Raw genomic sequence first — 12,579 nt, forward strand, 5'->3', positions numbered from 1 at the left:
GGCTTCACAAGGGCATGCGCGATACGCCCGACCTCCGCTTGCCCACGCGCCGAAGGCGCGCCCGGCCCCAATGCGCCGAGACGCGTCAGCGTCGAGGTGCGAGGGGAACCGCCCCCGCCTCGGTCACGACCTCGTCGAGAGGCTGGTCGGTCGGCTCCAGCGGCAGCGCTTCGGCGCGTTGCGCGCCATAGGCAAAGCCGACCGCCCGGATCGGCCCGGCGGCACGCAGGGACTGGAGCGTCCGGTCGTAGAACCCTCCGCCATAGCCCAGCCGGTGGAATCGCGGATCGAAGGCCAGCAGCGGTACGATCAGCACTTTCGGCACCAGCCAGTCGCCATCGCACGGCACCATCACCCGGAAAGGGCCTTCCTCCAACGCACATCCCGGCCGCCATTCCTTGAAGACAAGCGGCTGCCCCGGCCCCTGGATCACCGGCACGCAGATCCGGTTTGCACCGGCGAGCGCCTCCATCGCGGGCAGCGGGTCCGCCTCGGTGCGGATCGGGAGGTAGCCGGAGAGCACCTGCCCCCGAATGCTCCCGAGAGCCCGCGTCAGCGCCTCCGACGCCGCGGCCCTGTGTGCCGCGTGGGCCTCGGCCCGCCGTGCCGTCGCGTCGCGCCGCGCTTGCGCCTTTTGCTCCGCGAGGGTGGGCGTCACAACAGGACGACGGCGGCGAGGCCGAGGAATGCAAAGAACCCCACGACATCCGTGACCGTGGTCACGAAAGTGCCCGAGGCGAGCGCCGGGTCGACGCCCAGCTTCTCCATCGTCACCGGCACCAGGATGCCCGCCAGTGCCGCGACCGCGAGGTTCACCACCATGGCGACCGCGATCACCGCGCCGATCTGGCCGGAGCCGAACCAGAGCAGGGCCACGATCCCCATCACGACGGCGAACACCAGCCCGTTCAGCAGCCCCACCACGAGTTCCCGTCCGACCACGCGCCAGACGTTGGAGCCGGTGAGGTCCTTGGTGGCGATGGCCCGCACCGCGACCGTCAGCGACTGGGTGCCCGCGTTGCCGCCCATCGAGGCCACGATCGGCATCAGAACTGCCAGCGCCACGACCTCGGCAATCACGTCGTCGAAGAGCGCGATCACCAGCGAGGCGAGAATGGCCGTCGCGAGGTTCACCGCCAGCCACGGAAGGCGCAGTTTCGTCGTTTCCATCGCGCTGTCGGAAAGCGAGCTGTCCTCGGCGACACCGGCGAGCAGCAGGATGTCCTCCTCGTGCTCGTCGTCGAGCACCGCCATGGCGTCGTCGATGGTGATCACGCCCACGAGGCGGTCGTCATGGTCGACCACCGGAACGGAGATCAGGTGGTACTGGTTGAACGCATAGGCAACCTCGCCCTCGTCCATGTCCACCGGCACGGTGCGGAACGAATGCTCGGTGATCGATTTCAGCGGCAGCTTGCGCGAGGAGGACAGCAACTTTCCCAGCGTAACGTAGCCCGTGGGCGTCATCGTCGGATCGACGAGGATGACGTGGTAGAACTGGTCCGGCAGGCGGGCGTCCTCGCGGCGCAGGAAGTCGATGGCCTGGCCCACCGTCCAGTGCTCTGGCGCCGAGACCACCTCGCGCTGCATCAGTCGGCCGGCGGAATACTCGGGCCAGCTCAGCGCCTGTTCGACGGCGATCCGCTCGGCGGCGGGCAGCGAGCCCAGGACGATGTCCTTGCGGTCGTCTTCCAGATCCTCGACGAGATCGACGATGTCGTCCGACTCGAGATCGAGGACCGCCTCGCTCAGGACCGAGTCGGGAAGCGATTCGATCACCTCGGCACGCACGCCCTCGTCGAGCTCCGACAGGATCTCGCCGTCGATGTCTCGGCCCCAGAAACGCAGCAGCAGCTGCCGCGTCTTGTCGCCCACCTGCTCCATGAGGTCGGCGACGTCGGCGGGGTGCATTTGGTCCAGCAGCTTGCCGAGACGCGCGGAATCGCCCGCGTTGATCGCGAGCAGGACCTGCTCGACGCGGTCGCGCTGCAGGGCATATCCTTCGTCGTCGCGTGCCGCCGGTTCGACGGTGTCTTCCGCCATCCCAAGCCCCCTTCCATCCTGTTCGGCCGCAGCATAAGCCCGCGTACAGCCGGTGCAACCTGCGGATCGGCGTTGCGGGCCCTGCGGCGGACACCTAGGTTGGATCCATGAACGAACCCTCCACTCTCGTGCTCGGCCAGATCCTCGATCTGCACACCAATCCGTTCGACGTCCCGCCGGACGAGGCGGCCCGTTATCTGCGCCGCGGCGGCATCCTGATCGAGAACGGCAAGATCGCGGCGACCGGCGATGCCGACGGCCTGCGCGCCGCCGCCCCGCAGGCGCGGGTGATCGACCATGGCGACGGGCTGATCCTGCCGGGCTTCGTCGACTCGCACGCCCATTACCCGCAGACGGCGATCATCGCCTCCTGGGGCAAGCGGCTGATCGACTGGCTCAACAGCTACACCTTCCCCGAGGAAATGCGGTTCGGCGACCCGGCCTATGCCGCCGAGATCGCGGAGCGGTACCTCGACCTTCTGGTCTCCCACGGCACGACCTCGGTCGCGAGCTTCTGCACCATCCACCCCTCCTCGGTCGAGGCGTTCTTCGCCGCGGCCGAGGCCCGCAACATGGCGGTGGTCGCCGGGCGCACCTGCATGGACCGCAACGCCCCCGACGGGCTGCGCGACGATGCGCAGACGGCGCATGACGAGAGCAAGGCTTTGCTGGAGACCTGGCACGGCCGGGGGCGCGCGGTCTATGCGATCACGCCGCGCTTCTCTCCGACCTCCACGCCGGAGCAGCTTGAGGCGCTCGGCGCGCTCTGGGCCGAGCACCCCGACTGCCCGATGCAGACCCACCTGAGCGAGCAGACCGACGAGGTCGACTGGGTCCGCGACCTGCACCCGCACCGTCGCGACTATCTCGACACCTACGAGGCGCACGGGCTGCTGCGCGAGGGCGCGATGTTCGGCCATGCGATCTGGCTCACGGACAGCGAGCGCGCCCGGCTGCGCGATCACGGCGCGGCACTGATCCATTGCCCGACCTCCAATACCTTCATCGGATCGGGCCTCTTCGACACCGCGCGCGCGATGGCAGAAGGCCAGCGCGTGGGGCTGGCCACCGACACCGGCGGCGGGTCGTCCTTCTCGATGCTGCATACCATGGCCTCGGCCTACGAGATCGGCCAGCTTTCCGGCACCGCGCTGCACCCGGCGCAACTTCTGTGGCTCGCCACTGCCGGCTCCGCCCGGGCGATGCGCATGGACGACAGGATCGGCACGCTGGCGCCCGGCTCGGACGCCGACCTCGTGGTGCTCGACCTCGCCTCCACCCCGGCGATCGCCCAGCGGCATGCCCGCTCCGAGACGATCTGGGAAGCGGTCTTCCCGACCATCATGATGGGAGACGATCGCGCCATCGCCGCGGTCTATGTCGCGGGCACCCAGATCGCGGCCGGCGGCAGCCAGCCGGACCACTCGCACAGCCGGCCCGTAAGCCCGCTGATCGCGGACAGCCTGGGGCTTCAGGGCGGCGCCTGAGCCGGCCGGAGCCAGATCCGCCGGATCTGCCAAACTGCGGCAAAACAGCACCCAAAACCGCGAAAATGGCCCGAAATCGCGGCAAAACGCCTCTTTTGCACGCATCTCGCTCATACCGAGCGGTCCGTATTTGCATGACCTTTGGTCTTTATATCGAGGCCGGATGGGAGTTTACTCGCGGCATCCAGGGAAACCGTGATCGCGGGTCGGTTTCTCGAGATCGCCGAGGCGATTCCGGGGTTCCGCGCGAGCGACGACTTCCCGCCGGGAGGACGGTTGGGCCATCCCCTCGGGCAACGCCGCTTCCTTCCCGGCTGCGGCCCTAACAAAGCAGTATGACCATGGCGATTTCCAAAGCTCTTGCGGACGAGTTGGAGAAACGGCGCGCCATTGCGCTCGAAGGCGGCGGGGCGGCCAAGGCCGAGGACCGACACGCCAAGGGACGCATGACCGCGCGCGAACGGCTGGACGAGCTCTACACCAAGGGGACGTTTCAGGAATTCGGCCTGCACGCGCAGCACAAGACGCGCCACTTCGGCATGGAGAAGAAATCCATCCCGACCGATGGCGTGATCGCTGGCTCCGGCTTCATCGACGGTCGGCCCGTCGCCGCCTTCAGCCAGGATTTCGGCGTCGCCGGCGGCTCGCTCGGCGAGATCCACGCCAAGAAGATCTGCCACGTGCTCGACCACGCGGTGAAGGCCGGTATCCCGGTCGTCGGCTTCAACGATTCCGGCGGGGCGCGCATCCAGGAGGGCGTCGGCTCGCTCTCGGCCTATGGGCAGGTGTTCTATCGCAACGTGCAGCTCTCGGGCGTGGTGCCGCAGATCTCGGTCATCGCCGGCCCCTGCGCCGGCGGCGCGGCCTACAGTCCGGCGCTCACCGACTTCCTGATCATGACCCGCGAGAACGCGCAGATGTTCATCTGCGGACCGGAGGTGATCCGCTCTGTGACCGGCCAGGTCACGACGATGGACGAGATCGGCTCGGCGCAGGCCCACGCCAGCGTGTCGGGCAATATCCACTTCATCGCCGAGGACGACGCCCACGCCGTGGCCATCGTGCACCGGCTGCTGTCGTTCCTGCCGTCGAACAACATGATGGACCCGCCGCACAAGATCGAAGCGGATCTCTCGGTCGAGGAAGATCCGACGCTGGACGAACTGGTCCCCGAAGATCCCAAGATGCCCTTCGACTGCCGGGTGGTGATCCGGCAGATCGCCGACGGCGGCGATTTCATGGAGGTGATGGAGAGCTTCGCGGCCAACATCGTGATCGGCTTCGGCCGGATCGGTGGCATCGTGGTGGGCTTCGTTTCCAACCAGCCGACGGTCAAGGCCGGCACGCTCGACATCGACGCCTCCGACAAGGCGGCGCGGTTCGTGCGGTTCTGCAACGTCTTCAACATCCCGCTCGTCACCCTGGTCGATGTTCCGGGCTTCCTGCCCGGCGTCAACGAGGAGCGGCGCGGCATCATCCGGCACGGCGCCAAGATGCTGTTCGCCTATGCCTCGGCCACGGTGCCGAAGATCACGGTGATCATGCGCAAGGCCTATGGCGGTGCCTATCTCGCCATGTGCAGCGAGGACATGGGCGCCGACCGGGTGCTGGCCTGGCCGACTGCCGAGATCGCCGTGATGGGTGCGGAAGGGGCGGTGAACATCCTTTACCGCAAGGAGCTGAAGGAAGCCGAGGATCGGGCCGCCAAGGCCAAGGAACTGGCCGACGAGTACCGCGCCGAGTTCGCGACGCCCTATCTCTCGGCCGGAGAGCTCTTCGTCCATGACATCATCCAGCCGCGGCAGACCCGCAGCGCCCTGGCGCTCACCCTGCGCGGCCTGATGTCGAAGCGCGAGACCCGGCCGCCGAAGAAGCACGGCAACATTCCCCTGTAGGCGGAGGCCAGAGCATGATCGACAATCTGGAACTGATCGGCACCGGCTTCGCCGTGGTGATGATGGTCCTGGCGGCGATCTGGGGCGCTTGCGCCCTGGTGGGCAGCTTCTTCATCCGCGCCGACAAGGCACGCGAGAAGGCAGCCGCCGATGCCGCCGCCAAGGCTGCCGCCGCCACCCCGGCGGCCCCCGCCGCCCCGGTGGCCGAAGGCGTGCCGCAGCACCACCTGGCCGCCATCGCGGCCGCCGTGGCCCATACCCTGGGCGCCGGGTATCGCGTGACCCATGTCGCGGCACCTGCACATCTGGTCTCCAACTGGCCGCTTGAAGGCCGGATCGAGACCTTCTCGAGCCGCCGCATTCGCAAGGACTGGGGTCCGACCCGGCCCACGCTTGGCGGCGAGACCCCCAATATCCTGAGAGGACAGAAGCAATGAAGCGCTTGCGGATCACTGTGGAAGGCGTCGCCTATGACGTGACAGTCGAGGACCTCGACGCGGGCGCCACCCCCGCCCCTGCGGCCGCCGCACCGGCCGCCGCCGCGGCCCCTGCCCCGCGCCCGGCCGCAGCGCCGGCTCCGGCCCCTGTCGCAGCAGCACCCGCCGCCGCCGCCGGACCCGGCGACGTGGCCAGCCCGCTGGCCGGCACTGTCGTCAGCGTCGACGTCTCCGTCGGCCAGGCGGTGAAATCCGGCGACAGCCTGCTGGTGCTCGAAGCGATGAAGATGAACACCAACATCGGCGCGCCGCAGGACGGCACCGTCGCCGCCATCAACGTGACCCCCGGCTCCACCGTGACCGAGGGACAGGTCCTTATCACCCTATCCTGACGAAGGGGGGCTCCTTCCATGGAAGGCACCGTATCGGAGACCTCCAAGCTCGAGCAGCTCTGGCAGCTGACCGCGATCAACGACGTCACGCTCCAGATGGTCGTGATGTGGGTGATCATCGCCGGGCTGTTCTACCTGGGGGTCTACAAGAAATTCGAACCGCTGCTGCTGATCCCGATCGCATTCGGGGCGCTGCTGGCGAACCTGCCCACCGAGGGCCTGATCAACGCGCCGGCGGGCGACCATGCCGGCGGCCTGTTCTACTACATCTCCAAGGGCGTGGAATACGAGATCTTCCCGCCGCTGATCTTCCTCGGCGTCGGCGCGCTTACCGACTTCGGGCCGCTGATCGCCAACCCGCGCACCCTGCTGCTCGGCGCGGCGGCGCAGTTCGGGGTCTTCGCGACCTTCCTCGGCGCCACGATCATCGGCTTCTCGCCGATGGAAGCCGGCGCCATCGGGATCATCGGCGGTGCGGACGGCCCGACCTCGATCTTCCTCGCCAACAAGCTGGCACCGCACCTGCTCGCGCCGATCGCCGTGGCCGCCTACAGCTACATGGCGCTGGTGCCGATGCTGCAGCCGCCGATCATGCGCGCGCTGACCACAGAGGAAGAGCGCAAGATCCGCATGAAGTCCCTGCGCACCGTGTCGCGCCTGGAGAAGCTGATCTTTGCCGGCATGGTCACCATCGTCGTCATCCTGCTTGTCCCCGCCGCGGCGGCGCTGATCGGGATGCTGATGCTGGGCAACTTCCTGCGCGAGAGCCTCGTGACGGAACGCCTGACCAAGGCCGCCCAGAACGAGCTGATCAACATCGTGACGATCTTCCTTGGCACCTCCGTCGGCATCACCATGACCGGCGAGCGGTTCCTGAACCTGGACACGATGAAGATCCTCGGCCTCGGCGTGGTCGCCTTCGGCATCGCCACCGCCTGTGGCGTGCTGATGGCCAAGGCCATGAACGTGTTCAGCAAGAACAAGATCAACCCGCTGATCGGTTCGGCCGGCGTCTCCGCCGTGCCCATGGCCGCCCGGGTAAGCCAGGTCGAAGGCCAGCGCGCCGATCCGGGCAACTTCCTGCTGATGCATGCGATGGGCCCGAACGTGGCCGGCGTGATCGGCACCGCCGTGGTCGCGGGCTACTTCATCGCCTGGTACGCCGGCTGACACCTTACCACTCCGGAAGACCCGCCGCCCGCCTCCCCGAGAGGCGGGCGGTTTCCGTTTCAGGTCAGCCCTGCCAATGGTTTTCGCCGGTAGTCTCCCCGTCGCGCGGGTCGAGCACGCGGCGCAGCACCGTGTCCTTGGTCACCTGGCCGATCACCTGCCCGCCGTCCTCGACGGCGATGGTATCCGGGCCGTCCAGAAGGATACGCATCACCTCTTCCACCGGTGTCCTTGCGGCGATCCGCGGGCCGGAGGCCTCGCCCACCGCCGGTTCCATCACGTCGCGGGCCCGCAGCACACCGAGCGGGTTCATATGGGCCACGAAATCCGCCACGTAGTCGTTCGCCGGGTTGGAGAAGATCTCCTGCGGCGTCCCGCACTGGACGATCCGTCCGCCCTCCATGATCGCGATGCGGTTGCCCAGGCGGAAGGCCTCGTCGAGGTCGTGGCTGACGAAGATGATCGTCCGGTGCAGCCGCTCCTGCAACTCCAGCAACTCTTCCTGCAGGTGGTTGCGGATCAGCGGGTCGAGCGCGGAGAAGGGTTCGTCCATCAGCAGGATCGGCGCTTCGGTGGCAAAGGCCCGCGCCAACCCCACCCGCTGCTGCATCCCGCCGGAGAGCTCGCTCACCTTGTTGTCGGCCCAGTCGCTCAAGCCCACGAGTTCGAGCTGTTCCTCGACCTTGGCCGCCCGCTCGGCGCGCGGCATTCCGGCCAACTCCAGCCCGAGCCCGACGTTTTCGCGCACGCTGCGCCAGGGCAGCAGCCCGAATTGCTGGAACACCATCGCGACGCATTCGCGGCGGATGCGGCGCAGGTCCGCCGGAGAGGCGCCGACCACCTCCGAGCTCCAGTCGCCGTCCCGGATCGTGACCTGGCCACGAACCACGGGGTTGAGTCCGTTGACAGATCTCAGGAGCGTGGATTTGCCCGAGCCGGACAGGCCCATCAGCACCAGGATCTCCCCCTGCGCGACCTCCAGCGAACAATTGTGCACGCCCAGCACCTGGTCGGTCTCCGCCTGGATATCGGCGCGCGACTTGCCCGCATCCATCAGCGGCAGCGCCACCTCCGGCCGGTCGCCAAAGACGATGGAGACGTTGTCGAACGTAACAGCCGCGCTCATCCGCGCCTCCCGGTCTGCAAAACCCTGTCGAGCATGATTGCAACGACCACGATCACGAAGCCGGATTCGAAGCCGAGCCCGGTGTTCACCTGGTTGAGCGCACGCACCACCGGCACGCCGAGCCCGTCGGCGCCGACCAGCGCCGCGATCACCACCATCGAGAGCGACAGCATGATCGTCTGGTTCAGCCCGGCCATGATCTGCGGATAGGCATAGGGCAGCTCGACCTTGAGAAGGGTCTGCGTCGGCGTCGCGCCAAAGGCCGTGGCCGCCTCGAGCAGGGGCTTGGGCGTCCGCGACACCCCGAGATGCGTCAGCCGGATCGGCGCCGGCAGAACGAAAACGACCGTGGCGATCAGGCCGGGCACCATGCCGATACCGAAAAAGACGATCGCGGGGATCAGATAGACGAAGGTCGGCAGGGTCTGCATCAGGTCCAGAACCGGGCGCAGATAGGTATAGAACCGCGGGTGATGCGCCGCTACGATCCCGATCGGCACCCCGATCGCCATGCAGACCACGCAGGCCGACAACACAAGCGTCAGGCTTTCCGTCGTCTCCTCCCAGTATCCCTGGTTGAGGATGAACAGGAACCCGAGGAAGACGAACAGGCAGGTCTTCCAGTTGCGCTGCAGCAGGAACGTCAGGGCGACGAAGCCGAGTACGACGGCCAGCGGCGGCGGGGTCTGCAGGACATACAGAATGCCGTCGATCAGCGCCTCCAGCATGTCCGACAGGCCGTCGAAGAACCACTCGCCGTGCAGTTGCAGCCAGTCGAAGACATCGGAGGCCACCTTGCCCACCGGGATCTTGTTGTCGGTCAGCCAGTCCATGCGTGCCCTGCTCCTCCGTGTCGTGAGAAAGAATGGCCCCGGCGATGCGCCGGGGCCGGTGCGCCCGGATTACATGCCCAGGGCCGACTTCACGGCCGCGACCGCGTCGCCGCCGTCGAGCGTGGTCACGCCATCGAGCCAGGCCGTGAAGACATCCGGGTTGGCCGCCAGCCAGGCCGTGGCCGCATCCGCGGGTTCCTCGCCGCCGTCGAGGATCGCGCCCATGATCTCGTTTTCCATCTCGAGGCTGAAGACGAGGTTGGAGAGCAGCTTGCCCACGTTCTCGCATTCGCCGACATAGCCGGCGCGGGTGTTGGTGAAGACCGAGGCGCCGCCGAGGTCCGGACCGAAGAAATCGTCGCCGCCGGTCAGGTAGCCCATGTCGAAATTGGCGTTCATCGGGTGGGGTTCCCAGCCGAGAAAGACGATGGGCTCGTCCCGCTTCGTGGCCCGCTCCACCTGCGCCAGCATCCCCTGCTCGGAGCTTTCCTTGACCTCGAAGCCGGAGAGCCCGAAGGCATCGGCGTCGATCATCGACTGGATCAGGCGGTTGCCGTCGTTGCCGGGCTCGATGCCGTAGATCTCGCTGTCGAGCGCGTCTGCGTGGGTCGCGATATCGGCGAAATCCTTGATCCCGAGATCCATCGCCGCCTTGTTCACGGCCAGCGTGTATTTCGCGCCGCTGAGGTTCTCGCGCACGGTGTCTACGGTGCCAGCCTCGCGATAGGGGGCGATGTCGGCCTCCATCGTCGGCATCCAGTTGCCGAGGAACACGTCGATGTCGCCTTCGGCCATCGAGGTGTAGGTCACCGGCACCGAGAGGACCTTGATGTCGGTCTCGTAGCCGAGCGCCTCCAGCACGACGGTCGTCGCGGCAGTGGTGGCGGTGATGTCGGTCCAGCCGACATCCGAAAAGGTCACGGTTTCGCAGGCGGCGTGGGCAAAGGTCCCTGCCGAGATCGCGATCGTGGCAAGCAGCATCGTCTTCTTCATGGTTCGGTCTCCCCTGTTGGCATGTTCGATCGAGCGTTGTTGATTGACGAGTCAATCAAGCTTCTTCTATTCTCTCCCGTGTTTCAACCATAACCTTGGAGCCAGGGACCGGCTATGCCCAGGATCGGAATGGAGCCCATCAGACGCGCCGCGCTGGTCGAGGCCGCGATCCATGAAATCGGCGCCTCCGGAACCCTCGATGTCACCGTCAGCCAGATCGCCAAGCGGGCCGGCGTATCGGCGGCACTGGCGCATCACTACTTCGGCAACAAGGAGCAGCTTTTCCTCGGCGCGATGCGGCACATGCTTTCGCTCTACGGCACGCAGGTCCGCGAGGGGCTCGCCGTTGCCGACGGACCGCGCGCGCGGCTCGAGGCGATCGTCCGCGCCGGGTTCACCGCCGAGAACTTCCAGCAGGAGACCATCGCCGCCTGGATGAACTTCTACGTCCTGGCCCAGATTGCCCCCGGCGCGCAGAGGTTGCTGTCGGTCTACCACCGGCGGCTCCACTCGAACCTCGTGCACGACCTGCGCCCGCTTGTCGGCGACACCGCGCCGAAGGTCGCTGCCCACATCGCCGCGCTGATCGACGGGCTCTACCTGCGTCACGCCCTGAAAACCGACCTGACCACCGGCACCGGCGCCACCGCCGAAGTCCTGCGGGCGCTCGATACCGAACTGGCCGCGCTCGGCACCTCCACGCCGCTGCCCGGCACCAGCCCAGACATCTGACCGAAAGTTTCCCCATGACCACCGCCCCCACAGCCAGCCATTACATCGACGGCAGCTACGCCGAGGACGCAGCCGGCACGGCCATCGACATCATCTATCCCGCGACCGGCGAGACCATCGGCCGGGTCCACTCGGCCACGCCGGATATCGTGGAACGCGCGCTCGCCAGCGCCCGCCGGGCACAGCCGGAATGGGCGGCGATGACGGGCATGGAACGCGGCCGCATCCTCCGCCGCGCCGCGGACATCATCCGGGACCGCAACCGGGAGCTGTCGATCCTCGAGACCTACGACACCGGCAAGCCGCTGCAGGAAACGCTGGTCGCCGATGCGACCTCGGGCGCCGATGCGCTGGAGTATTTCGGGGGCCTCGCCGCGAGCCTAACCGGCGAATACATCCCCCAGCCCGGCGGCGATTTCGTCTATACGATCCGGCAGGCGCTCGGTGTCTGCGTCGGCATCGGCGCCTGGAACTACCCCACGCAAATCGCCTGCTGGAAGGCCGCCCCGGCGCTCGCCTGCGGCAACACGATGGTGTTCAAGCCGTCCGAGACCACGCCGCTCTGCGCCCTCAAGATCGCCGAGATCCTGACCGAAGCCGGCGCGCCTCCCGGGGTCTTCAACGTGGTGCAGGGCCTGGGTGATGTAGGGGCCGCGCTGGTCAACGACCCGCGTGTCGCCAAGGTCTCCCTCACCGGCTCCGTGCCCACGGGCCGCAAGGTCTATGCAGCCGCGGCGGCGGGGATGAAGCACGTCACGATGGAACTCGGCGGCAAGTCCCCGCTGATCGTCTTCGACGACGCGACCCTCGACGACGCCGTGAGCGGCGCGATCCTCGGCAATTTCTACTCCTCCGGGCAGGTCTGCTCCAACGGCACGCGGGTCTTCGTGCAGAAGGGGATCCGGGACGCCTTCCTCGCTCGCCTCTGCGAACGGCTCGCGACCGCGAAGCTCGGCGACCCGCTCGACGAGGCCACCAATTTCGGCCCGATGGTCTCGGAGGCGCAGCTCTCCATCGTGGAGCGTTACATCGCCAAGGGCATCGAGGAAGGCGCGACACTTGCCTATGGCGGCAAGCGGCAGCCCGGCCCGGGCTTCTTCCTGGAGCCCACCGTCTTTGCCGGCGTCACCGACGAGATGACCATCGCCCGCGAGGAGATCTTCGGCCCCGTCCTGTCGCTGCTCGAGTTCGACGACGAAGAGGAGGTGATCTGCCGCGCGAACTTCACCGAGTTCGGGCTGGCCGGCGGTGTCTTCACCAATGACCTCACCCGCGCCCACCGCGTCGTGGCGCGGCTGGAAGCCGGGACCTGCTACATCAACACCTACAACCTCGCACCCGTGGAAGCGCCCTTCGGCGGGGTCAAGGCCTCCGGCGTCGGGCGGGAGAACTCCAAGGAGGCCATCGCCCATTACAGCGAGGTCAAGACCGTCCATGTCGCGATGAACGGCGTGGAGGCGCCGTTCTGATG

General features: G+C 67.4%; 12 protein-coding genes. 7 read left to right on the forward strand and 5 right to left on the reverse strand.

What is annotated here, in order from left to right; genetic code table 11:
* Positions 1-85 precede the first annotated feature (85 nt).
* A complete protein-coding gene (locus tag CHB86_RS17890; protein ID WP_089234448.1) occupies positions 86-658 on the reverse strand; it encodes a 5-formyltetrahydrofolate cyclo-ligase in 573 nt (190 codons plus the stop codon).
* Positions 655-2,043, reverse strand: coding sequence for a magnesium transporter (gene mgtE / locus CHB86_RS17895; RefSeq protein ID WP_089234449.1), 1,389 nt, complete (start codon positions 2,041-2,043; stop codon positions 655-657). Before mgtE ends, CHB86_RS17890 begins: the two co-directional genes overlap by 4 nt.
* 107 nt (positions 2,044-2,150) lie before the next feature.
* Here mgtE and guaD point away from each other — a divergent pair, with 107 nt between their 5' ends.
* The 5 genes from guaD to CHB86_RS17920 all read left to right on the forward strand — a co-directional run bounded on the left by guaD (position 2,151) and on the right by CHB86_RS17920 (position 7,424).
* Complete coding sequence (gene guaD, locus CHB86_RS17900) at positions 2,151-3,530, forward strand: guanine deaminase (RefSeq protein ID WP_089234450.1); 1,380 nt, start codon at positions 2,151-2,153, stop codon at positions 3,528-3,530.
* A gap of 341 nt (positions 3,531-3,871) precedes the next feature.
* On the forward strand, positions 3,872-5,425 hold the full coding sequence (locus CHB86_RS17905) for an acyl-CoA carboxylase subunit beta (RefSeq protein WP_089234451.1): 1,554 nt from the start codon (positions 3,872-3,874) through the stop codon (positions 5,423-5,425).
* Positions 5,426-5,439: 14 nt separating this feature from the next.
* On the forward strand, positions 5,440-5,862 hold the full coding sequence (locus CHB86_RS17910) for an OadG family transporter subunit (RefSeq protein WP_089234452.1): 423 nt from the start codon (positions 5,440-5,442) through the stop codon (positions 5,860-5,862).
* Positions 5,859-6,254: a biotin/lipoyl-containing protein gene (locus tag CHB86_RS17915; protein WP_089234453.1), complete on the forward strand. Its 396-nt coding sequence runs from the start codon at positions 5,859-5,861 to the stop codon at positions 6,252-6,254. The genes CHB86_RS17910 and CHB86_RS17915 overlap by 4 nt, the downstream gene beginning before the upstream one ends.
* A gap of 18 nt (positions 6,255-6,272) precedes the next feature.
* The gene (locus tag CHB86_RS17920; protein WP_089234454.1) at positions 6,273-7,424 is read left to right on the forward strand and encodes a sodium ion-translocating decarboxylase subunit beta; all 1,152 of its coding nucleotides are present in this window, start codon (positions 6,273-6,275) and stop codon (positions 7,422-7,424) included.
* Positions 7,425-7,488: 64 nt separating this feature from the next.
* Here CHB86_RS17920 and choV read toward each other — a convergent pair whose 3' ends face one another.
* The 3 genes from choV to choX form a co-directional block, all read right to left on the reverse strand.
* Entirely contained in the window at positions 7,489-8,550 is a 1,062-nt protein-coding gene (gene choV, locus CHB86_RS17925) for a choline ABC transporter ATP-binding protein (RefSeq protein WP_089234455.1), read from the reverse strand.
* Entirely contained in the window at positions 8,547-9,383 is an 837-nt protein-coding gene (gene choW, locus CHB86_RS17930; RefSeq protein ID WP_089234456.1) for a choline ABC transporter permease subunit, read from the reverse strand. The genes choV and choW overlap by 4 nt, the downstream gene beginning before the upstream one ends.
* A 69-nt stretch (positions 9,384-9,452) precedes the next feature.
* Positions 9,453-10,376, reverse strand: a complete 924-nt coding sequence (gene choX / locus CHB86_RS17935) for a choline ABC transporter substrate-binding protein (protein WP_089234457.1) — start codon at positions 10,374-10,376, stop codon at positions 9,453-9,455.
* A 114-nt stretch (positions 10,377-10,490) separates the two neighbouring features.
* On the opposite strand from choX, the gene betI reads away from it, so the two are divergent.
* Together betI and betB are read left to right on the forward strand one after the other, a co-directional pair.
* Positions 10,491-11,108, forward strand: coding sequence for a choline-binding transcriptional repressor BetI (betI, locus tag CHB86_RS17940; RefSeq protein WP_176442920.1), 618 nt, complete (start codon positions 10,491-10,493; stop codon positions 11,106-11,108).
* 14 nt (positions 11,109-11,122) lie between these two features.
* Positions 11,123-12,577, forward strand: a complete 1,455-nt coding sequence (betB, locus tag CHB86_RS17945; RefSeq protein WP_089234459.1) for a betaine-aldehyde dehydrogenase — start codon at positions 11,123-11,125, stop codon at positions 12,575-12,577.
* The last annotated feature ends 2 nt before the right edge of the window (positions 12,578-12,579 follow it).

Source organism: Tropicimonas sediminicola (assembly GCF_900188335.1).
GTDB lineage: Bacteria > Pseudomonadota > Alphaproteobacteria > Rhodobacterales > Rhodobacteraceae > Tropicimonas > Tropicimonas sediminicola.

Bases quoted from the DNA above. Each gene is read 5' to 3' on its own strand.
- mgtE (WP_089234449.1), bottom strand. From the start codon at position 2,043: ATGGCGGAAGACACCGTCGAACCGGCGGCACGCGACGACGAAGGATAT.
- guaD (WP_089234450.1), top strand. From the start codon at position 2,151: ATGAACGAACCCTCCACTCTCGTGCTCGGCCAGATCCTCGATCTGCAC.
- CHB86_RS17905 (WP_089234451.1), top strand. From the start codon at position 3,872: ATGGCGATTTCCAAAGCTCTTGCGGACGAGTTGGAGAAACGGCGCGCC.
- CHB86_RS17910 (WP_089234452.1), top strand. From the start codon at position 5,440: ATGATCGACAATCTGGAACTGATCGGCACCGGCTTCGCCGTGGTGATG.
- CHB86_RS17915 (WP_089234453.1), top strand. From the start codon at position 5,859: ATGAAGCGCTTGCGGATCACTGTGGAAGGCGTCGCCTATGACGTGACA.
- CHB86_RS17920 (WP_089234454.1), top strand. From the start codon at position 6,273: ATGGAAGGCACCGTATCGGAGACCTCCAAGCTCGAGCAGCTCTGGCAG.
- choV (WP_089234455.1), bottom strand. From the start codon at position 8,550: ATGAGCGCGGCTGTTACGTTCGACAACGTCTCCATCGTCTTTGGCGAC.
- choW (WP_089234456.1), bottom strand. From the start codon at position 9,383: ATGGACTGGCTGACCGACAACAAGATCCCGGTGGGCAAGGTGGCCTCC.
- choX (WP_089234457.1), bottom strand. From the start codon at position 10,376: ATGAAGAAGACGATGCTGCTTGCCACGATCGCGATCTCGGCAGGGACC.
- betI (WP_176442920.1), top strand. From the start codon at position 10,491: ATGCCCAGGATCGGAATGGAGCCCATCAGACGCGCCGCGCTGGTCGAG.
- betB (WP_089234459.1), top strand. From the start codon at position 11,123: ATGACCACCGCCCCCACAGCCAGCCATTACATCGACGGCAGCTACGCC.